Here is an 18,404-nt window from a genome sequence, read left to right on the forward strand (position 1 = left end):
CGGAAGCGGCAGTTGACCGCTTCCGGGATCAACCATAAAAAGCGCATGTCCAAACACACATCAAAATCCGACGATGGCAGCAGCACCATCTCTCTCAACAAAACCGCCCGTCACGACTACTTCATCGAAGAGCGTTTCGAGGCGGGGTTGGTTCTGGAAGGCTGGGAAGTAAAAAGCCTGCGCGCCGGGCGGGTGCAGATCAAGGAAAGTTATGTCCTCATCAAGGATGGCGAGGCCTGGCTGTTCGGCGCCCACATCTCGCCACTGCTCACCGCATCCACCCATATCCATCCCGACCCGCTGCGCACCCGCAAGCTGCTGCTGCACCACGCAGAGCTAAGCAAGCTGATCGGCGCGGTGGAACGCAAGGGATATACCCTCGTGCCATTGGCAATGTACTGGAAGCGCGGGCGCGCCAAGGTCGAGATCGGCCTGGCCAAAGGTAAGAAAGAGCACGACAAACGCGCCACCGAGAAAGACCGTGACTGGCAGCGCGAGAAGCAGCAGTTGTTCAAGAGCGAAAAACGCTAAGCAAGTTCTGACAAGTTTCCGGCATAAATAAAGAAGCACGGAACTTTTCAGAGCGTTATACTGTCTTACTTAACAGTTTCCAAACGGGGGCGACCTGGTTTCGACGTGGGTTGCAAAACCTTAGGGGCATGCCGAGGGGCAGAGTACCTCGTAAATCCAACTGCACGCAATATAGTTGCCAACGACGACAACTACGCCCTAGCCGCTTAATCACGGCTAGCCTCTGACTGGAGCCGTGCTTGTGCGTCCAGAGCCCGCAAGGGCACTCAGGGGTCGACCCTCACAAGATCGTGGAACGGCTCGTCCAGGGCCAATCCACTAAAACCTAACTGGACCCGCCGTATATCTCCCCTGCCTGTCGGGTGGAATACGGTTAAATAAATGACAGGCTACGCATGTAGAACCAACGGCAGAGTGCTTACGGACGCGGGTTCGATTCCCGCCGCCTCCACCAATACCCTAAATCCCAACCCTCATCGGTTGGGATTTTTTTTGCCCGTTCCCCCAGTGTTGGCGCGGTTTCCGGGCATGGCCTCGCGAGCGCCACCCCTGCAAAGGCGACGTTTTCGCCCCCGCTGACGCCTCTCTGTTCTCCGTTTTCTCTGGTGGCCACGCGAGCGTTCTCGAGGCCATTTCCTTTGCTGGCGCGGGTTTAGAGGCGGTCGGTTGTGGTTGGCAACTCCTGTAGCGGTGGCGACCGAGTGCCAAGCGGCGGGACTACTTACAGAACCAAACCGGTTCCACCTTGGTTAGAGAAGCCAACCGCTATCCGCAGGCTTCTTCAGAGGGAGAACATCGTCCAACGATGAGCTTCGGGTTGGGAAAATGCGGGCGATCGACATTTCGCCGCTTTATTGGCCTCTCTAACGAGCATTTTGCGGCTCGGAGCGTCGAGATTCTTCGTTTTGATAGCCAATGGCCAACGCAGGGCGACCGAGCTGTCGGCATTCCTACGAATCAGATTCTTCCTCCCGCCGCAGATCCTCGACCTCCAGAGCGACGTCGACACGGGGAATGCGGACGCAGATGATGTCCGGCAGGAGCCCACGGCTTGTTCTTCTTGGTCATGAGCGGTCTAGCGGGAACGGTTGCGTTTGCGCGTCCTAGGCTTGTTCTGGGACTCTCCCAGATGAAGAGTCTTTACTTTCGATTATTATGATATGATTTGAGATGAAACGAAAAGAATGAAACTATGAGGCAGATCCCAGCACTTCCGGCGCTCATGCTTGGACTTGAGAGAGCTCTTGCGAACCACCTAGAGGTGGAAGCAAAGGGGCGAGGTGGCGCACTTCTTCGCATGGCCGGCCGTGAGTTCCGCGTCGTGGGCGTTGATGAGACACCAGAGATCTTGGTCAGCCATTTGTGCCAGAGCCTGTCTGAGATAGCGGCCTACGGAGTGGCAACAGTGCTGACAGACGATTCGCCCGCGGGCACTCGCACTCGCATGGACTTCATCACTGCACTTGCCAACATCGAGGCAACAAAGGTGCCTGGCAAGGAGAAGCACGCCTCAGACGGCGAGCCGCTTCTCACAACGGCTGAAGCCGCTCAGCAGCTCGGCATGAGCCGGCCCTATGTGTCAATGCTCTGCAACCAAGGAAAGCTGGGAGAGGTGCATCGCTCCGAAGGTGGGCACCGCCGAATACGGCAGTCAGCGGTCGATGAATACAAGAAGGCGCACGGCAACGGCCTCACCAATACAAACATCTGACAAAGAACCAGAAGATGCACCACGACATCTCGCTCATCACAACCCTCGCGGCGGGCTTCGGCCTAGCGCTAATTTTGGGTTTCATCGCGGTCCGCCTGAAGCTGCCCGCTCTAGTTGGCTACCTGCTTGCTGGCATCGCAATTGGGCCCGCGACCCCAGGGTTCGTAGCGGACGCGCAAATTGCATCGCAGCTCGCGGAAGTAGGGGTGATGCTCCTCATGTTCGGAGTCGGCTTGCACTTTTCCGTTGACGACCTGATGGCCGTCCGGAAGATCGCCCTCCCGGGTGCTGTAGTGCAGATGGCCGTGGCCACCGCCCTTGGCGCAGGTGTCGCGACTTTCTGGGGCTGGAGCCTGGGTGCAGCGATCGTCTTCGGCATCTCACTTTCGGTGGCGAGTACCGTGGTCTTGCTCAAAGCGCTCGAAAGTCGCGGCTTGGTCGACTCGGGAGATGGGCGGATAGCCGTTGGTTGGCTGGTGGTGGAAGACCTGGCCATGGTTCTGGTCTTAGTGCTGTTGCCAGCGCTAGCCCCTTCACTGGGTGGCAAGGCCACCGAAGGCGCCCGCAGCATGGGGATGACCATCTTCATCACGCTAGCCCAGGTCGGAGGCTTCATCGCCTTCATGCTTATCGTAGGCCGGCGCCTATTCCCGTGGCTGCTTTGGCAGGTGACCAAGACCGGCTCCCGCGAACTGTTCACGTTGTGCGTCATCGCAGCCGCCGTCAGTATTGCCTACGGCTCCTCGGCTATTTTTGGGGTGTCGTTCGCCTTGGGGGCCTTCTTCGCGGGTATGGTTCTTCGCGAGTCGCAGTTCAGTGCACGGGCTGCCGAAGACACGCTCCCGCTGCAGGACGCCTTCGCGGTCCTATTCTTCGTCTCGGTAGGCATGCTGTTCGACCCGGCCGTGATACTGGAGGAACCGTTGCATGTTCTCGCCACGGTAGCAATCGTTCTTGTCGGCAAGACGCTGGCAGCGTTTGCGGTCGTGCTGCTCCTTCGCTACCCAGTGCGGACTGCGGCCATCGTTGCTGCCAGTCTGGCGCAGGTGGGGGAGTTTTCTTTTATCCTGGCCGGCTTGGGTATGGCGCTTGGGCTTCTGCCGAAAGAAGGCAACGACCTCATTCTCGCGGCAGCCCTGATTTCGATTGCCCTCAATCCCGTCATGTTCAGCCTGGTAGGCCCGACGGAGCGCTGGCTACATCGCCACACCAAGTTCGCCTCGAAACTGGATGCATCCGCGAATCCGTTAGCGGAGTTGCCGATGACGACGGAGGCCAAGTACCTTGCCGGGCACATCGTGCTGGTCGGTTGGGGACGCGTCGGCAAGCAAATCGGCCGTGACCTGGCTGCCGAGGGTGTGCCCTACGTGGTTGTCGAGTCCAACCGGGAGTTCGTCGAATCTCACCGGCAGGGTGGCGGGGCAGCAGTGTGGGGAGACGCCACAGACCCACTAGTGCTCGTCCAGGCGCATATCCGTGAGGCACGGGCCCTAGTCATTGCCACCCCGGAGACCGTTCAAGTCCGCACGATGGTCGAGACTGCGCGGACACTGAACCCTTCCGTGGAAGTCATCGTGCGCAGCCACAACGCAGAAGAAGCTGACCTGCTCGAGCGTGACGGGGCTGGCAAGGTGTTCGTGGGCGAGCACGAGCTGGCGCGAGCGATGGTCAGTTTCGCTCTGGATACAGTCGGCCGCCAACGAAATTCCGAGAACATAGCGGAAGCAGGAGCGGCTCGTCCTTCTTGATCATGAGCAGGTCGGTCGAAGCTCGAACGAGTTCCAGGTTCACTTTGACGGGCCAGATCGGCTGCAGCTCAGCCGTTCGATCGCGTTGTTTGGTTCTCTAAGTAATCGCGCCGAGCGGCCACAAAAAACCGCCCGCAGGCGGTTGCTGGCGCTGTGTGCGACGCGCTCACCCGGGTGACGCGAGCACGCGCATCTGGTCGCCCCAGGCGTTGGGCCAGGGGCGGCGCATCACCTTCTCCAGCACGGCATCGGGCGAGCCCACCAGCCGTTCCACGACCTCCGGGGCCAGGAGCGTCAGCCGCATGACCCGGCGCACCTGTGTCACGTCCATGCCTTCGGCCTCGGCGATCTCCGCCACCGACGCAGCCCGCTGCTCATCCAGCAGGCGTTGCCAGTGGTGTGCCAGTCCGAGCGCCCGCATCAACGCGGTGTCCTGCGCGGCCGACCGGGCTTCCCGCTCCCGGGTGGCCTCGGACAGAAATTCCTGCGGCGCGTCCAGCGGCGTGATGACCTGCTTCTTCAAACCCCGGCGCACCAGCGTCCAAGGCAGGAAAGTTTCCATCTGCACGCCGCCAGCAGGCAGCGGCGTCTGATACGTCACTGGGTCGCCCTTGGCGTGGCCGCGATGCTTCTTGCTCATACGTCCTCCTCGAAGGTGGCCATGAGCTGGCGCTGGGCGTGCCAGTCGACCGTCAGGCGGTTTCGCTGAAACCACATCAGCGTCAGCCGCCGTGGCTGCTTGCCCGCGATGAACTGCTCAATGATGTCGGGGGCCAGCAGGGTCAGGCGCAGCAGTTCGTTGACCACCGAGTGGTGCAGCTTCTCGGCGCGGGCGATGGCCGAACCGCTCTGCATCGCGCCGGTGTCCAGCAGGTGCTGCCAGTAAAAGGCCCGTGCCACACCGTCGAGCAGGGTCACGTCGTGGACGCTGCGCTCGTCGGCAGCCACGCGTTGGACGCCCCGGCGGCGAAACGTCAGGGGCACAAAGGTTTCCATCGACTCGTCCATCAGGCTTCGACCTCCAGCAGTTCGGCACCGATGCTGTCCGGGGCGAACTCCGCGATCAGCGCGTTCCAACCCACCTCACGCCACTTCACCTTGATCCCCTGCACCTCGCCCGCGTGGACGAGGTCGATGCGCTCGATCATCAGATTGGCGATGCGGTGGCGCTCGACCGGGAACAGTTGATCCCAGACGTTGTTGAGCCGTCCCATCGCCATCACGGTGGTGGCCTCGTCGATCTGGGCCCCGTTGCGTTGGATGTGCCGCACCACCGACGCTACGGTCTCCGGGCTGGTCAGCACCGTGCGGATCTGGGCCACCACCGCCCCCTCGATCTCCAGCGCAGGCAGGCGCTCGTAGCTCTTGCCCGGCGCGCCGAACCTCGCTTCCGACTTGGACACGTAGTAGTGGTATTTGCGCCCGTTCTTGCGCGAGTAGGTCGGGTACATCCGCTCGCCTGAGGGTGCGTACAGCAGGCCGCGCAGCAAGGCGTCGGTGCGCGACCTGATCTTGGTTTCCACCGACCGGGTGTGACCGTCCTTGGCCAGCACCTCGTGAACCCGGCCCCACAGACCGGGATCGATGATGGCTTGATGCACGCCCGGGTACCAACTGCCCTTGTGCGACAACTCCCCGAGGTAGATGCGGTTGCGCAGCAGCTTGTGCAGATACTTCTTGTCGATGCGCGTGCCCGCCCGCGTCTGGCCGTCCTGTGTCGTCCACGCCTTGGTCGTGATGCCATCCAGCGTCAGGTTGGCGGCAATCTGGGTGGGCGAGCCGATGGTCAGCATCTCCTCAAAGATTCGCCGCACCACCGCCGCCTCCGCGTCGTTGATGACCAGCAGACGGTTCTCGACGTCGAAGCCGAGCGGCGGCACGCCACCCATCCACATCCCTTTGCGCTTGCTGGCGGCGATCTTGTCGCGGATGCGCTCGCCGGTGACCTCGCGCTCGAACTGGGCGAAGGACAGCAGCACGTTGAGCATCAACCGCCCCATCGAGGTGGTGGTGTTGAACTGCTGCGTGACCGACACGAACGACACGCCTTGGCGCTCAAACACTTCGACCATCTTGGAGAAGTCGGCGAGGCTGCGCGTCAGGCGGTCGATCTTGTAGACCACCACGATGTCGATCTGGCCGCGCTCAATGTCGGCCATCAGGCGTTTTAGCCCGGGACGATCCGTGTTGCCGCCGGAGAAGCCGGGGTCGTCGTAGTCGTCGGCCACCGGAATCCATCCTTCTGCGCGTTGGCTGGCGACGTAGGCGTGGCCAGCCTCCTTCTGCGCGTCGATGGAGTTGAACTCCTGGTCAAGGCGCTCGTCCGACGACACCCGGCAGTAGACGGCGCAGCGTTTGCGCGCCTTGGGAGAGGCGATTTGGGTGGCGTCGCTCATTGCGCACCTGCCTTGCCGGTCAGGCCGAAGAACAGTGGCCCCGACCAGTGCGTGCCGGTGATCTGCCGGGCCACGGCTGTCAGGCTCTTGAAGGTGCTGCCCTCGTACTCGAACAGACCTTCGGCGGTGACCGCCACCTTGTGCTCGCGGTCGCCCCATTCGCGCAGCAGCACGGTGCCGGGCGCGAAGTTGGTGTCGCGCGGGCGAGCCCGTAGCTTGATCTTGGAATGCTTGGCACCGATGGCCTCCAAGCGCTGGCGCGTGTTGTGCGCCAGACCGCCGAAGGCTTCCTCCTGCATCTTGTAGGCGATGCGCGACTCAATGAATACGCGGTTCGGGTTGATGGGGCGGCTGCTGAAGTACCGATCCCACACTGGCCACAACTCGGCGATGGGCAGGCTCGACAGCTCCGCGATCCGCGCGGCGACGGATGCTTGTTTCTCGTTCATCACAACTTCTCCTGTTGATAGGGGGTTGTATGAACGCGCTGGTCGGGCAGGAAGCCAAGGCCAACTTCTCTCTGTTTTGGCGCTTCTGCGACGACGGTGCGGACGATGGCGGCCGCAAGGATGGCGGTGATTTCGCCAGCGCGGGCGCTGGCGGACATCTCCGAGGGAGATGCGAGTTCGAGGTTCTTCATGACGGCTCCGAGGAATTGCAACCGTCTCAGATGATGTGCGCGATGTTCCGAAGCGGATGGCAATTCCGGGTAATCGCGCTCATCCGGTGGCGCGGCCACGAAGCCCCGGCAGGCCAGCGGCGCTTGTCTGGCAGGTAAACCTGATTGCGCGTTAACGAAACGGTTGACAGGTCCCGATCTGCTCGATACGATGGCGTCAATTAACTAATCACGCAATTGGGTCACGACATGGCATTTGGTGCCTACATCAGACAGAAGAGGGAGGCGAAGGGCATTCAGATGAATGACTTCGCCCGGCAGCTGGACATCTCGCCTGCCTACTGGTCGCGCATAGAGCGCGACATCGAGAAGCCACCTAAGGACGAGCTGATCCGCAAGGCGGCAGAAATCCTTGGCGAGAATGTCGACGACGCCTTTGTTGAGGCCAGCCGCCTTCCGCCAGACATGCGCGACGACGTGGGGGGCCTGGTACGGATGTATCGCAAGCAAGCGACGGGGGACAAGTGAATGCCGGTGTTGACTCTTGGCTACCGGCATTGCGACCGAAAACGCCCCAGCTACATCAAGAATTCCGAGATTGAGGGCATCGCCGTTTTGGCCCGCCAGCAACTGGTGGATGCGGCTGCCGATGCCATCCCGCTCGCCACCCTGAGCGCCATCTCCGGCCTGAAGATCAACGGCGTGGTCTTCGACCTGTTCGTCGGCACCGGGAATGTTGTGCATGACGAATGCGGCAACCCTGTTCTGGGCATCTGTGAGTACGACCCCGGCGTGCCGGACACGGCGATGGTGTCGGTGTCGCCGGTTGGCGTGAACGCCAGCGAGGAACTGGTACTGAGCACCCTCGGCCACGAACTCAGCCACGCCATTTTCGATGCGCCAGGATGGATCGTCGATGCCAGCAAGGGGCCGGGTCTGTTCGATGAACCCAGCGACGCGGCGCGGCGCGCCTACCGCACGACCACACGCGACGTCGAGCACTTGGCGAAAGTCACGCCCGTCGCCGAGGCGGCTGCGACGCCCTCCCTGGCGATTCCGGGCCACACCACCAAGGAAGAATACTTCGCCGAGCTGCGTGCCAACGAGTTCATGGGGTCGTTGCTGGTGCCGCGCCAACGCCTGAATCTGGCGGTCGAAGAGTTGGCTCCGAAACACGGTGTGACGATCCACCGCAGCCCGTCGCTTGATCCCGATTTGCCCGGCACCTGCCTTCACCTGACGGCTGATGGCGATATCGAATGTTTGCAGAAGGCCGTGGCCAAGCGCTTCGGCGTCAACCGGCGGTTCATCCAGGTGCGGATGGAGCGCTATGGCCTTCTCAAGCCGGGGGCCAAGATCTTCTGATCAAAGCCTTCGTCCCGCCGCCGACTGCGTGTCGGCTTTTTTTGACCCGCCCAGTTAACCACTCGCGCAATCGCGCACTTCGTTTAGAAAAGGAAATTGCCTATGCCAGCGGACGAACAAATCATCGCTCAAGAACACAACCAGCCGACCGCCGCGCCGCAGCAGTCCGCGAAGCAGGCGCGATCCCGCCAATCGGACGATGGCCCGGAAATTCTGCCGTGTATGGAGCACTTCGTGACCCTGGTTCGCAAGGCCAAGCGACCCGGCCTCGCCTTGCTCCTGGTCGAGCGCGCCAGCGCCACGTCGCTGCCGGAAGTGGCGGCGCTGACAGACGTGGCCAAAGGCATCCTCGCGGTGCAGTCGCGCAAGGCGATGTTCCACGCCGTCGCCAAGCTCGGCTCGGACGTGCAGCAGCACATCGAGCGGGCGGCCGAGCGCGTGGTGCTGCTCGATGACGAGTACGGTGCGCAGGCCGTCCAGTCTCTCCTTGACGACGAGGACATCAATGACGCAGCGATCATGGCCGCGCCGAGTGATCGCTACAGCCGGGCCCTGTTTCTCTGCCTGCTGCAGGACTTTCCGGAGACCGGTGCCACTCGCGATCAGCGCTTCGACAATGCCGAGCGCGTGCAAGTGATGCATCGGCAATGGAAGAGCGAGAACTACTCCAGCCACTACCTCGGCCCGAAGGGCGTGGTGCCGAGCATTGATGCCGACGTTGAGGGTGTATTGCGCGGGCGCATTTCGGCGCTGTTCCCGCAAGTGGCTCCCGACCAAATCATCATCGAGCAGTTCACGCGCCGTGATCTCGCGCATGCCGACCGCTGCGGCGGCAAGGACTCTGACGAGGTCACGCCCGTGCTCCTGCACACCCTGACTGCAACCTTCAACGGGTCGACGGCGCACTTCCGGCAGGTTGCCAACGGCGAGGTGGTCGAGCACGAAGAACCTGCAGCGATGTCGGCCAGCTTTTCGTGGGAGCCCGGCACCGGTGCGCTCGGCGTGTTCTGCGAAGACCGTGAGGTGCGCCGTGAACTGGCGACCATCTTCCGCGATATCGTCTTGGCGTGCGACGGGGAGATCAACGACATGCCGATGCGCGAATTCGACCTGTTCGGATTCTCGACACCGGCGATGCTCAAGCGCATCGAGCAGGAGCGAGTGGCGGGCATCGAAAAGATTTCGATCTTGCAGATCAAGGTGGCGCGGCCGTTCGAGCAGCAAACCACCGACGCGGCCAACGGACGTGAGCTGATCCAGCATCTGTCGAGCACGATGCTGATCGGCAAGGATCGGCGCGACACCCGGCAGATTTATCAGGTCGCCTATGACGACTATGGCATCGACGACTTGACGGAATACACGCTGGCGCAGGTGAAGTTGGTATTCAGGATGGCCAAACAGCCGCACCGCAAGGCCCACAACGTCGCCGTCCAAATCACGTCGCCGAACGGTCTGAACGACAAGAGCAAGACCGAAGATGACCGCAAGCGCGTTCTGGAACAGCTCACGCGAATTGGGGTGCTCCGTGAGTTCTGAAGGCGCTACCGCAATGTCGGCGCATCTGAGCTTTCTGGCAGTGCTGGAGCGGCTGCCCCGGGTTGAGTACCGCGTCATGGCGGCGGCGCTCGGACGATGCAGACCAACGTTCCTGCAACGACGATGGGTCACGGAAGAGGACTACCTCAGCCATGTGATGGTCCCCGTCCGGGATTCGGAGCAGGAAGTCGAGGTTGAGATCGATCAGGATGCGGCGGTTTACCGGTACCGCAGCCCGCAGCAGCGATCACGAACAGTTGAGCGACCCCTTCCCGACATCGCGTTGTACGCCCTCCAGGTGGATGCGTGGCTCGCCGACTTGGCGTCCTTGATCGGCATCGAAGATCGACAGCGTTCCGACCGCCGACATCGCGTGCCGGGCCACCTGTGGCACCTCGGGGAAGTGCGAATCGCGGGCACCCACGACTTCGCCCCGGTGTTCGTTGCCCGAGCGTGGGAGCGTGCTCCTGTTGCCGCGATGACCTCGGTTTTGAGTGATCCGATCTGGCCGCGTGGCGGCATCGTGTTGCGGCATCAGCGAGATCCAGTTGAGCTGCCCCGCGACCATGTCATGCGCGGTCTGGACGAGTTCGTTCGCGTGGACGACGGTCAGGACGTTTTCGACGCGAGCGCATTCGACAGGGTGCTGCGTGGCTTCATCACCCCCACCGGTGCGCCGGAGCCAGAGCAGTTCTTCCAAGGCAATCGTTTGAAGTTGCCGCACTTCTCCGAATCACGCGAGCTGTCTGCGGAGCGGGCCAAGATCGTCAAGCAGATGTGGAGTGCCGACGGAAAGAACGCGCCCGAAGTTTCCTGGGCCGAGGTCAACAGGATCGCCAATACCGGCTACCAGTCGTTCGATGACGCCTTCGGCGGAAAGGCTGAGCGCGAGGACGTGATCGCATTGGTCAAGCGCGGCAAATACCGCCTGCGACGCAACCCATAAACGCGCCCATAAATCAAACCAGACACGGGCCATAAACCCGTGCGGAGACTTCGATGTGCCCATTTCATCTAGGAGGCACATCGAAATGCAAACCCAAGTTCCATCAATCGAATCCGGTCGGAATCCCCGCCGGATGAATCCCGGCGGTGCAACCTGCATCGCACTCGACGAAAACGAGCTCGCCATCCGCTGGGGGCTCTCCGTCAAGACGCTGCGCCGCTGGCGTCAAGAGCAGCTCGGCCCCATCTACTGCAAGCTCGGTCGCCGGGTCACCTACCTCCTGCACGAAATCGAAGCCTTCGAGCGCCGCGTCTCGCGCTACTCGAGCTTCACTCGTGCGTACCAGTGAGGAGGACGGCCATGAGCGATCTGACCATCTTCCCCGTCGACATCGCTGAGATGTCTGTGAGCCAACTGGCCGCGCTGCCGCCCGAGCAGAAGTGCGAGGTCGACAAGAACCTTGATGCTGCCATCGACTGGCTAAAGAAGGCTCGCACCAAGTTCGATGCGGCGCTGGAACAGTGCTACGGCGAGCAGGCCCGTGTCGCACTGCGTGAATCAGGCCGTGACTTTGGTACCGCCCACATCAGCGACGGCCCGCTGCACATCAAGTTCGAGCTGCCCAAAAAGGTCAGCTGGAACCAGAAACAGTTGGGCGAAATCGCCGAGCGCATCGTGGCCTCAGGCGAGAAGGTCGAGGGCTACCTCGACGTCAAGCTCTCAGTGTCCGAGTCCCGGTACATCAACTGGCCGCCTGCATTGCAGCAGCAATTCGCGGCCGCCCGCACGGTCGATTCCGGCAAGCCGTCCTTCACCCTGAGCACCGATGGGGGTGAGGCATGAAGCGGCTACCCATCGTGTCCGCCGTCGAGCGGATGGCCGAGCGCAAGGGCGTGAAGCTGCTGATGCTGGGCAAGTCCGGCATCGGCAAGACGTCTCGGCTCAAAGACCTCGACCCCGCCACCACACTGTTCCTTGACATCGAGGCAGGCGACTTGGCGGTCGCCGACTGGCCGGGCGACACCATCCGCCCGGCGTCCTGGCCCGAGAGCCGCGACTTCTTCGTGTTCCTTGCGGGCCCGGACAAGTCGCTGCCGCCGGAGAGCGCGTTCTCGCAGGCGCACTACGACCACGTCATCGAGAAGTTTGGCGATGCGACGCAGCTCGGTCGCTACCAGACCTTCTTCCTTGACTCGATCACGCAACTGTCTCGCCAGTGCTTTGCGTGGTGCAAGACGCAGCCCGGGGCGGTCAGTGATCGTTCCGGCAAGCCCGATCTGCGCGCGGCCTACGGGCTGCTCGGCCAGGAAATGATCGGCGCGTTGACCCACCTGCAGCACGCCCGTGGCAAGAACGTTGTGTTCGTGGCGATCCTCGATGAGCGACTGGATGACTTCAATCGCAAGGTGTTCGTCCCGCAGATCGAAGGCAGCAAGACCAGCCTGGAGCTGCCCGGCATCGTCGATGAGGTCGTGACGCTGGCCGAGATCAAGGCCGAGGACGGCAGTTCCTACCGCGCCTTCATCACGCACACCGTCAATCCCTACGGCTTCCCGGCCAAAGACCGCAGCGGTCGTCTCGACCTGCTGGAGCCGCCGCATCTCGGCGCGCTGATCGCCAAGTGCGCGGGCGCTGTCCCCGCGCTAGCCAGCGCCGCCAACCCCGCACACATCGAATCTCAGGAGTAATCGCAATGACCGCATGGAATGACTTCAACGACGCCGACTCTCAGCAATCCGGCTTCGATCTGATCCCCAAGGGCACCGTCGTGCCGGTGCGAATGACCATCAAGCCGGGTGGCTATGACGACCCCGAGCAAGGCTGGGGTGGCGGCTACGCCACCGAATCGTTCGAGACCGGTTCCATCTATCTGGCCGCCGAGTTTGTGGTCACCGCTGGCGATCATGCCAAGCGCAAGATGTGGAGCAACGTCGGCCTGCTCTCCAAGAAAGGCCCGACCTGGGGCCAGATGGGGCGCAGCTTCATCCGGGCCGCGCTCAACAGCGCCCGCAACGTCCACCCGCAAGACAACAGCCCACAGGCCGCCGCCGCGCGCCGCATCAATGGCTTCGCCGAACTGGACGGTCTGGAGTTCTTGGCGCGCGTCGACATCGAGAAGGACGCCAAGGGTCAAGACCGCAACGTGGTGAAGCTGGCAGTCGAGCCCGACCACCCCGACTACGCCAAGTTGAAAGGTGTGCCGACGAAGGGCAGTCCGGGCGGTGGCAACTCCGGCGCTCCCGCGCAGGCGGCCCCGGCCTATTCCGCGCCCACCCCGCAACGCGCACCAGTGACGGGCAAACCGTCCTGGGCTCAGTGAGGAGACGGCTATGAATGCATCCGTCCTCACTGCCAGTCACTACGGCGTCGTGCGCTTCGGCGATCTGCAATGCGAGGCCGTCGTCCTCAAGGGCGGCGAGCGTGGCTACGTTCGTCGCCAACTGGCCAAGCTGCTGGGTTTCCACGAGACGCACAAGGGTGGCCGATTTGCCCGGTTTCTTGCCGACTTCGCTCCTAAGTCCTTGTCGGCATTGGAGAAAACTCGTGAGCCGATTCTGTTGCCGTCAGGTCGGCAGGCGCAGTTCTTCCCGGCCGGGATCATTGCCGACGTCGCGTCGGCGGTGGTCAGCGCGGCCATCAACGGCACGCTGCACAAGGCCCGCCAGGGCATCGTGCCCAATTGCATGAAGATCATGCGCGCGCTGGCCACCACCGGCGAGGTCGCGCTGATCGACGAGGCGACGGGCTACCAGTACCACCGCGCGCCTGACGCGCTGCAGGAACTGATCTCCAAGCTGCTGCGCCAGTCGTGCTCTTCGTGGGAGCGCCGCTTCCACCCGGACTACTACCGCGCCCTCTACCGGCTGTTCGGCTGGAAGTACCAGGGCCACGACCAAAACCCGCCCCACGTTGTCGGTCAGATCACGCAGCGCTGGGTCTACGGCCCGGTGCTGCCCGCCACGCTGATCGACGAGATTCGCGCCCGCAAGGGCATCTCGCAGAAGCACCACCAGTGGCTGTCCGATCAGGGCCTCGCCCGTCTGGAAACGCAGATTCACGCGGTCACCGCCATTGCGCGCAGCTCGACCTGCTACCGCGACTTCGACCGCCGCTGTGAAGCGGCCTTCGCTGGCGGCGCGCTGCAGCTGGCGCTGCTGGCCGAAGACTTTGAGGAGGGGGCGTGAAATGCTGGGTCTGCAAACGACAGGCCCGGGGATTCGGTCACACCGACAACCGACACGGTATCGGCGATCCCCGGCGCTACCCCATCGACTGGGTGTTCTGCTCGCAGCGCTGCCAATCCGCGTTCCACGCGATGTACGGCAACTGGCTGCGCGCCAAGGATGGTCGGACCGACATCAAGGGGGTCGCCATGATCGATCCCTCTGATATCGAGCTGGCCGCGATACGCAAGTGCCTCAAGTCCTTCGGCGAGGCGGCAGGCGAGATCGGCTTCACCAAACCGCTGGGCAACTACTCCGAAGCCGAGGCGCTGCAGGTGATCGACGCCATCGTCACTTGCTATACCGAGGCGATGGTTGAGCACCACGAGGCGAGCAAGTACCCGCCCGTGCGCGGCATGACGCCAACGCCCGACCCCATGACACCGAGTGCGGCCAATCCGTTCGCGGATCTGGACGACGACCTGCCTTGGGAAGAACCGAAGGGGAAGAAGCCATGATGGACTTCAACTCCACTTCGAGCATCTCGGGCCAGATCACTGCGCTGGTCGACGCCGGGATGCAGCGGGCGCGAGCCCAGCAGTCCGAGCGCCAGTACCTTGGTGCCTCGCGGTTGGGCGCTGCCTGCGAGCGTGCGCTGCAGTTTGAGTACGCCAAGGCTCCCGTCGATCACGGCCGGGACACCCCGGGCCGGATGCTGCGCATCTTCGAGCGCGGCCACGTCATGGAGGACTGCATGGTCGCGTGGCTGCGCGACGCCGGTTTCGAATTGCGTACCCGCAGGGCCGATGGCGAGCAGTTTGGCTTCTCCGTGGCTGATGGCCGTCTGCAGGGCCACATCGACGGCGTCATCGTCGATGGCCCGGAGGGCTTTGCCTACCCGGCGCTCTGGGAAAACAAGTGCCTCGGCATGAAGTCCTGGCGCGAGCTGGAGAAGAACCGGCTCGCCGTGGCCAAGCCCGTATACGCCGCGCAAGTGGCGATCTACCAAGCCTATCTCGAACTGCACGAGCACCCGGCGATCTTCACGGCGCTCAACGCCGACACGATGGAGATCTACACCGAGGCCGTGCCCTTTGACGCAGCCCTGGCCCAGCGAATGTCTGATCGGGCGGTGAAGGTCATCACGGCGACCGAAGCGGGAGATCTCCTGCCGCGCGCCTTCAATGACCCGACCCACTTCGAGTGCCGGATGTGCGCGTGGCAAGACCGCTGCTGGAGAACACAAGCATGACCGACAACAACACCCCGGCCACCGGCATCGAGCCGATGATCGATGCCAAGCAGGCGGCCGCCGCGTTGCGCCTGCCGTACTACTGGTTCGCCGACCACGCGATGCGCACCAAGTACCGGATTCCGCACTACCTGATGGGTGGTCTGGTCCGCTACCGGCTGTCCGAACTCTCTGCGTGGGCCACGCGTACCACCGCCGTTCAGGGCCGTGATTCCCATGATGCGGACGCACCTGTCGAGGGAGCCGAATGATCGACTTCAACGACACCACCCAACCTGCGGAGCACAACAGGGAATCTGAACGAGACGAGATTCGCGCCGACTTGCTTGCGCGTCTGGAGTCGGTGCTGACCACGATGTTTCCGGCTGGCAAGAAGCGCCGTGGCAAGTTCCTGATCGGCGACATCCTCGGCAGTCCAGGTGACAGCCTCGAGGTGGTGCTGGAAGGTGAGAAGGCCGGTCTGTGGACGGATCGTGCCACCGGCGATGGCGGCGACATCTTCGCCCTGATCGCGGCCTATCTCGGTGCGAACGTCCACACCGATTTCCCTCGCGTGCTGGATGAAGCTGCCGATCTGCTCGGGCGGTCGCGGTCGGTGCCAGTGCGCAAGGCGAAGAAGGAAGCGCCTGTAGACGACCTCGGCCCGGCCACGGCGAAGTGGGACTACTTCGATGCCGGTGGCAAGCTGATCGCCGTCGTCTACCGCTATGACCCACCGGGAGGCAAGAAGGAATTCCGACCGTGGGACGCGAAGCGCCGCAAGATGGCCCCGCCTGAGCCGCGCCCGCTGTTCAACCAGCCGGGCATCGGTGCGGCCAGTCACGTCGTCCTGGTCGAGGGCGAGAAGTGCGCGCAGGCCTTGATCGCCAGCGGCGTGGTGGCCACCACCGCCATGCACGGTGCCAATGCCCCGGTCGACAAGACCGACTGGTCGCCACTGGCTGGCAAGACGGTGCTGATCTGGCCCGACCGCGATGCGCCAGGGTGGGACTACGCCGACCGCGCGTCGCAGGCGATCTTGCAGGCAGGCGCGACCTCGGTCGCCATCCTCATGCCACCCGACGACAAGCCGGAGGGGTGGGACGCTGCAGATGCCATTCCCGAAGGTTTCGATGTCGGTGGCTTTCTGGCCGTCGGCGAGCGGATGCCGGTGATGCGCTCGGTGGAGGAAGCGCCTTCGCCAGACTTGCTGACGGGCATTGATTGGACGACCGAGGATGGCCTGTCCAGCGCTTTCACCCGCCGCTATGGCGAAGACTGGCGCTACTGTGCCCTGTGGGGCAAGTGGCTGGTCTGGACGGGTGTGCGCTGGAATCCCGATCAGGTGCTCTACGTGTCGCATCTTTCCAGGGGCATTTGCCGCAACGCCTCGCTGAAAGCGGACACGCCGAGGCTCAAGGGCAAGCTGGCCAGTTCCGCCACGATTTCGTCGGTTGAAAAGATCGCGCGCTCTGACCCGAAGCACGCTTCCACCGCAGAGGAATGGGACGCCGATGTGTGGGCGCTGAATACCCCCGGTGGCGTGGTCGATCTACGCACCGGCCGGATGCGCCCGCACCGGCGGGACGACCGAATGACCAAGGTGACCACGGCTACTCCGCAGGGCAATCCGGACAGTGCCTGCCCAACGTGGCGAGGGTTCCTGACAGACGTCACCGGCGGCGATGTCGATCTGATGGCCTACCTGCAACTGATGGTTGGCTACTGCCTGACGGGCGTCACCAGCGAGCACGCGCTGTTCTTCCTGTACGGCACGGGCGCGAACGGCAAGTCGGTGTTCGTCAACGTGCTAACCACCATCCTGGGCGACTACGCGGCCAACGCCCCGATGGACACTTTCATGGAGGCGCGCAATGACCGACACCCCACCGATCTCGCCGGGCTGCGCGGTGCACGATTCGTGTCATCCATCGAAACGGAGCAAGGGCGGCGCTGGAACGAGTCCAAGGTCAAGGCCATCACCGGTGGCGACAAGGTGTCCGCGCGCTTCATGCGCCAGGACTTCTTCGAGTACCTGCCGCAGTTCAAGTTGGTGATCGCGGGCAATCACAAGCCGTCGATCCGCAACGTCGACGAGGCGATGAAGCGTCGACTGCACCTGATCCCATTCACGGTGACGATCCCGCCCGAGCGCCGCGACGGCAGGCTGACCGAGAAGCTGCTCAAGGAACGCGATGCGATTTTGGCGTGGGCCGTCGAGGGCTGCAGCCGCTGGCAAAGCCAGGGCTTGAAGCCGCCCGCCAGCGTGGTGTCGGCGACCGAGGAGTATTTCGAGGCAGAAGATGCGCTCGGGCAGTGGATCGAAGAACGCTGTCTGCTGGCCAAGTCGCACCGCGAAGGTGTCTCCGAACTGTTCGCCGATTGGCGTGAATGGGCCGAGCGCGCTGGCGAGTACGTGGGCTCGGTCAAACGCTTCTCGGAGCTGATGGCGACTCGCAAGTTCGACAAGTGTCGGCTGACCGGAGGGGCTCGCGCCATCGCGGGCATCGCCCTCAGGCCCAAGCCGTACAGCCACGCCTACCCCTACCGCGATGACTGATCAATCCGGTCGAGTGACAGATTTGACGGGTTTCCTGATTGACGCGCTACACGTGCGCGCACGTAAGGGGCGTTGTCCTGACAAACCGTCGCATCCGTCACTCGCCCACCCAACACGGAGTACATACGATGAACACGACAATCCTGGCCCTTGATCTGGGCACACACACCGGGTGGGCCCTGCAGCACCTGGACGGCACCATCACCAGCGGCATGGAGTACTTCAAGCCGCAGCGATTCGAAGGCGGCGGAATGCGCTTCCTTCGATTCAAGCGCTGGCTCAACGAACTGCTCTCGACCAGCAATCACATCAACGCGGTGTTCTTCGAGGAAGTTCGGCGACACGCGGGAGTGGACGCAGCGCACGCCTACGGCGGCTTCATGGGACACCTGACCGCGTGGTGTGAGCATCACAACATTCCGTACCAGGGCGTTCCGGTCGGCACGATCAAGAAGCACGCGACCGGCAAAGGCAATGCGGGCAAGGACGAAATGATCACGTCCGTCCGCGAACGTGGTCACACCCCAGTCGATGACAACGAGGCCGACGCACTGGCCCTGCTGCACTGGGCCATCGATACGCAGGAGGTGTGAA

22 protein-coding genes and 1 other RNA gene are annotated in these 18,404 nt (G+C 63.0%); 18 read left to right on the forward strand and 5 right to left on the reverse strand.

Annotation, left to right across the window (positions count from 1 at the left end; genetic code table 11):
• The first annotated feature begins 45 nt into the window (after positions 1 to 45).
• The 4 genes from smpB to M3A44_02270 all read left to right on the forward strand — a co-directional run bounded on the left by smpB (position 46) and on the right by M3A44_02270 (position 3,990).
• The gene (gene smpB / locus M3A44_02255; GenBank protein MEQ6340486.1) at positions 46 to 531 is read left to right on the forward strand and encodes an SsrA-binding protein SmpB; all 486 of its coding nucleotides are present in this window, start codon (positions 46 to 48) and stop codon (positions 529 to 531) included.
• Between the two features lie 85 nt (positions 532 to 616).
• Positions 617 to 985, forward strand: a transfer-messenger RNA (tmRNA) gene (gene ssrA, locus M3A44_02260).
• A gap of 843 nt (positions 986 to 1,828) precedes the next feature.
• Complete coding sequence (locus M3A44_02265) at positions 1,829 to 2,242, forward strand: helix-turn-helix domain-containing protein (protein ID MEQ6340487.1); 414 nt, start codon at positions 1,829 to 1,831, stop codon at positions 2,240 to 2,242.
• A 14-nt stretch (positions 2,243 to 2,256) separates the two neighbouring features.
• A complete protein-coding gene (locus M3A44_02270; GenBank protein ID MEQ6340488.1) occupies positions 2,257 to 3,990 on the forward strand; it encodes a Kef family K(+) transporter in 1,734 nt (577 codons plus the stop codon).
• 166 nt (positions 3,991 to 4,156) lie between these two features.
• On the opposite strand, the gene M3A44_02275 is transcribed toward M3A44_02270, so the two are convergent.
• From M3A44_02275 to M3A44_02295, 5 genes are read right to left on the reverse strand one after another with little or no spacing between them, the layout of a single operon-like run.
• Positions 4,157 to 4,630 carry a hypothetical protein gene (locus tag M3A44_02275; GenBank protein MEQ6340489.1) on the reverse strand — a complete coding sequence of 158 codons (474 nt, stop codon included), beginning with the start codon at positions 4,628 to 4,630 and terminating at the stop codon, positions 4,157 to 4,159.
• The gene (locus M3A44_02280; GenBank protein ID MEQ6340490.1) at positions 4,627 to 4,998 is read right to left on the reverse strand and encodes a site-specific recombinase resolvase; all 372 of its coding nucleotides are present in this window, start codon (positions 4,996 to 4,998) and stop codon (positions 4,627 to 4,629) included. The genes M3A44_02275 and M3A44_02280 overlap by 4 nt, the downstream gene beginning before the upstream one ends.
• A complete protein-coding gene (locus tag M3A44_02285; protein ID MEQ6340491.1) occupies positions 4,998 to 6,386 on the reverse strand; it encodes a recombinase family protein in 1,389 nt (462 codons plus the stop codon). The genes M3A44_02280 and M3A44_02285 overlap by 1 nt, the downstream gene beginning before the upstream one ends.
• A complete protein-coding gene (locus M3A44_02290) occupies positions 6,383 to 6,835 on the reverse strand; it encodes a DUF2924 domain-containing protein (protein ID MEQ6340492.1) in 453 nt (150 codons plus the stop codon). Before M3A44_02290 ends, M3A44_02285 begins: the two co-directional genes overlap by 4 nt.
• A complete protein-coding gene (locus M3A44_02295) occupies positions 6,835 to 7,026 on the reverse strand; it encodes a hypothetical protein (protein MEQ6340493.1) in 192 nt (63 codons plus the stop codon). Before M3A44_02295 ends, M3A44_02290 begins: the two co-directional genes overlap by 1 nt.
• Positions 7,027 to 7,254: 228 nt before the next feature.
• Here M3A44_02295 and M3A44_02300 point away from each other — a divergent pair, with 228 nt between their 5' ends.
• From M3A44_02300 to M3A44_02365, 14 genes are all read left to right on the forward strand, one after another.
• Positions 7,255 to 7,533: a helix-turn-helix domain-containing protein gene (locus tag M3A44_02300; GenBank protein ID MEQ6340494.1), complete on the forward strand. Its 279-nt coding sequence runs from the start codon at positions 7,255 to 7,257 to the stop codon at positions 7,531 to 7,533.
• A complete protein-coding gene (locus M3A44_02305) occupies positions 7,534 to 8,370 on the forward strand; it encodes a hypothetical protein (protein ID MEQ6340495.1) in 837 nt (278 codons plus the stop codon). It begins immediately after the preceding gene.
• A 102-nt stretch (positions 8,371 to 8,472) separates the two neighbouring features.
• Positions 8,473 to 9,909: a hypothetical protein gene (locus M3A44_02310; GenBank protein MEQ6340496.1), complete on the forward strand. Its 1,437-nt coding sequence runs from the start codon at positions 8,473 to 8,475 to the stop codon at positions 9,907 to 9,909.
• A gap of 13 nt (positions 9,910 to 9,922) precedes the next feature.
• Positions 9,923 to 10,855, forward strand: a complete 933-nt coding sequence (locus tag M3A44_02315) for a hypothetical protein (protein MEQ6340497.1) — start codon at positions 9,923 to 9,925, stop codon at positions 10,853 to 10,855.
• An 85-nt stretch (positions 10,856 to 10,940) separates the two neighbouring features.
• Positions 10,941 to 11,204: a DNA-binding protein gene (locus M3A44_02320; GenBank protein ID MEQ6340498.1), complete on the forward strand. Its 264-nt coding sequence runs from the start codon at positions 10,941 to 10,943 to the stop codon at positions 11,202 to 11,204.
• A gap of 11 nt (positions 11,205 to 11,215) precedes the next feature.
• Positions 11,216 to 11,698 (forward strand): hypothetical protein, encoded by a 483-nt coding sequence (locus tag M3A44_02325; protein MEQ6340499.1) that lies wholly within the window; start codon positions 11,216 to 11,218, stop codon positions 11,696 to 11,698.
• Positions 11,695 to 12,543, forward strand: a complete 849-nt coding sequence (locus tag M3A44_02330) for an ATP-binding protein (GenBank protein MEQ6340500.1) — start codon at positions 11,695 to 11,697, stop codon at positions 12,541 to 12,543. The genes M3A44_02325 and M3A44_02330 overlap by 4 nt, the downstream gene beginning before the upstream one ends.
• Before the next feature lie 5 nt (positions 12,544 to 12,548).
• Entirely contained in the window at positions 12,549 to 13,175 is a 627-nt protein-coding gene (locus M3A44_02335) for a hypothetical protein (GenBank protein MEQ6340501.1), read from the forward strand.
• A gap of 10 nt (positions 13,176 to 13,185) precedes the next feature.
• Positions 13,186 to 14,040 carry a P63C domain-containing protein gene (locus M3A44_02340; protein MEQ6340502.1) on the forward strand — a complete coding sequence of 285 codons (855 nt, stop codon included), beginning with the start codon at positions 13,186 to 13,188 and terminating at the stop codon, positions 14,038 to 14,040.
• Complete coding sequence (locus M3A44_02345) at positions 14,037 to 14,537, forward strand: DUF6511 domain-containing protein (protein MEQ6340503.1); 501 nt, start codon at positions 14,037 to 14,039, stop codon at positions 14,535 to 14,537. The genes M3A44_02340 and M3A44_02345 overlap by 4 nt, the downstream gene beginning before the upstream one ends.
• Positions 14,534 to 15,271, forward strand: a complete 738-nt coding sequence (locus M3A44_02350) for a PD-(D/E)XK nuclease family protein (protein MEQ6340504.1) — start codon at positions 14,534 to 14,536, stop codon at positions 15,269 to 15,271. Before M3A44_02345 ends, M3A44_02350 begins: the two co-directional genes overlap by 4 nt.
• Positions 15,268 to 15,522 carry a hypothetical protein gene (locus M3A44_02355; protein ID MEQ6340505.1) on the forward strand — a complete coding sequence of 85 codons (255 nt, stop codon included), beginning with the start codon at positions 15,268 to 15,270 and terminating at the stop codon, positions 15,520 to 15,522. The genes M3A44_02350 and M3A44_02355 overlap by 4 nt, the downstream gene beginning before the upstream one ends.
• Positions 15,519 to 17,810 (forward strand): phage/plasmid primase, P4 family, encoded by a 2,292-nt coding sequence (locus M3A44_02360; GenBank protein ID MEQ6340506.1) that lies wholly within the window; start codon positions 15,519 to 15,521, stop codon positions 17,808 to 17,810. The genes M3A44_02355 and M3A44_02360 overlap by 4 nt, the downstream gene beginning before the upstream one ends.
• Positions 17,811 to 17,938: 128 nt before the next feature.
• Positions 17,939 to 18,403: a hypothetical protein gene (locus M3A44_02365; GenBank protein MEQ6340507.1), complete on the forward strand. Its 465-nt coding sequence runs from the start codon at positions 17,939 to 17,941 to the stop codon at positions 18,401 to 18,403.
• Position 18,404 lies beyond the last annotated feature (1 nt).

It is taken from the genome of Gammaproteobacteria bacterium (genome assembly GCA_040183005.1).
Taxonomy (GTDB): Bacteria; Pseudomonadota; Gammaproteobacteria.

Bases quoted from the DNA above. Each gene is read 5' to 3' on its own strand.
- M3A44_02365 (MEQ6340507.1), top strand. From the start codon at position 17,939: ATGAACACGACAATCCTGGCCCTTGATCTGGGCACACACACCGGGTGG.
- M3A44_02330 (MEQ6340500.1), top strand. From the start codon at position 11,695: ATGAAGCGGCTACCCATCGTGTCCGCCGTCGAGCGGATGGCCGAGCGC.
- M3A44_02350 (MEQ6340504.1), top strand. From the start codon at position 14,534: ATGATGGACTTCAACTCCACTTCGAGCATCTCGGGCCAGATCACTGCG.
- M3A44_02280 (MEQ6340490.1), bottom strand. From the start codon at position 4,998: ATGGACGAGTCGATGGAAACCTTTGTGCCCCTGACGTTTCGCCGCCGG.
- M3A44_02265 (MEQ6340487.1), top strand. From the start codon at position 1,829: ATGGCCGGCCGTGAGTTCCGCGTCGTGGGCGTTGATGAGACACCAGAG.
- M3A44_02355 (MEQ6340505.1), top strand. From the start codon at position 15,268: ATGACCGACAACAACACCCCGGCCACCGGCATCGAGCCGATGATCGAT.
- M3A44_02310 (MEQ6340496.1), top strand. From the start codon at position 8,473: ATGCCAGCGGACGAACAAATCATCGCTCAAGAACACAACCAGCCGACC.
- M3A44_02285 (MEQ6340491.1), bottom strand. From the start codon at position 6,386: ATGAGCGACGCCACCCAAATCGCCTCTCCCAAGGCGCGCAAACGCTGC.
- M3A44_02290 (MEQ6340492.1), bottom strand. From the start codon at position 6,835: ATGAACGAGAAACAAGCATCCGTCGCCGCGCGGATCGCGGAGCTGTCG.
- M3A44_02335 (MEQ6340501.1), top strand. From the start codon at position 12,549: ATGACCGCATGGAATGACTTCAACGACGCCGACTCTCAGCAATCCGGC.
- M3A44_02295 (MEQ6340493.1), bottom strand. From the start codon at position 7,026: ATGAAGAACCTCGAACTCGCATCTCCCTCGGAGATGTCCGCCAGCGCC.
- M3A44_02320 (MEQ6340498.1), top strand. From the start codon at position 10,941: ATGCAAACCCAAGTTCCATCAATCGAATCCGGTCGGAATCCCCGCCGG.
- smpB (MEQ6340486.1), top strand. From the start codon at position 46: ATGTCCAAACACACATCAAAATCCGACGATGGCAGCAGCACCATCTCT.
- M3A44_02340 (MEQ6340502.1), top strand. From the start codon at position 13,186: ATGAATGCATCCGTCCTCACTGCCAGTCACTACGGCGTCGTGCGCTTC.
- M3A44_02270 (MEQ6340488.1), top strand. From the start codon at position 2,257: ATGCACCACGACATCTCGCTCATCACAACCCTCGCGGCGGGCTTCGGC.
- M3A44_02305 (MEQ6340495.1), top strand. From the start codon at position 7,534: ATGCCGGTGTTGACTCTTGGCTACCGGCATTGCGACCGAAAACGCCCC.
- M3A44_02325 (MEQ6340499.1), top strand. From the start codon at position 11,216: ATGAGCGATCTGACCATCTTCCCCGTCGACATCGCTGAGATGTCTGTG.
- M3A44_02300 (MEQ6340494.1), top strand. From the start codon at position 7,255: ATGGCATTTGGTGCCTACATCAGACAGAAGAGGGAGGCGAAGGGCATT.
- M3A44_02360 (MEQ6340506.1), top strand. From the start codon at position 15,519: ATGATCGACTTCAACGACACCACCCAACCTGCGGAGCACAACAGGGAA.
- M3A44_02275 (MEQ6340489.1), bottom strand. From the start codon at position 4,630: ATGAGCAAGAAGCATCGCGGCCACGCCAAGGGCGACCCAGTGACGTAT.
- M3A44_02315 (MEQ6340497.1), top strand. From the start codon at position 9,923: ATGTCGGCGCATCTGAGCTTTCTGGCAGTGCTGGAGCGGCTGCCCCGG.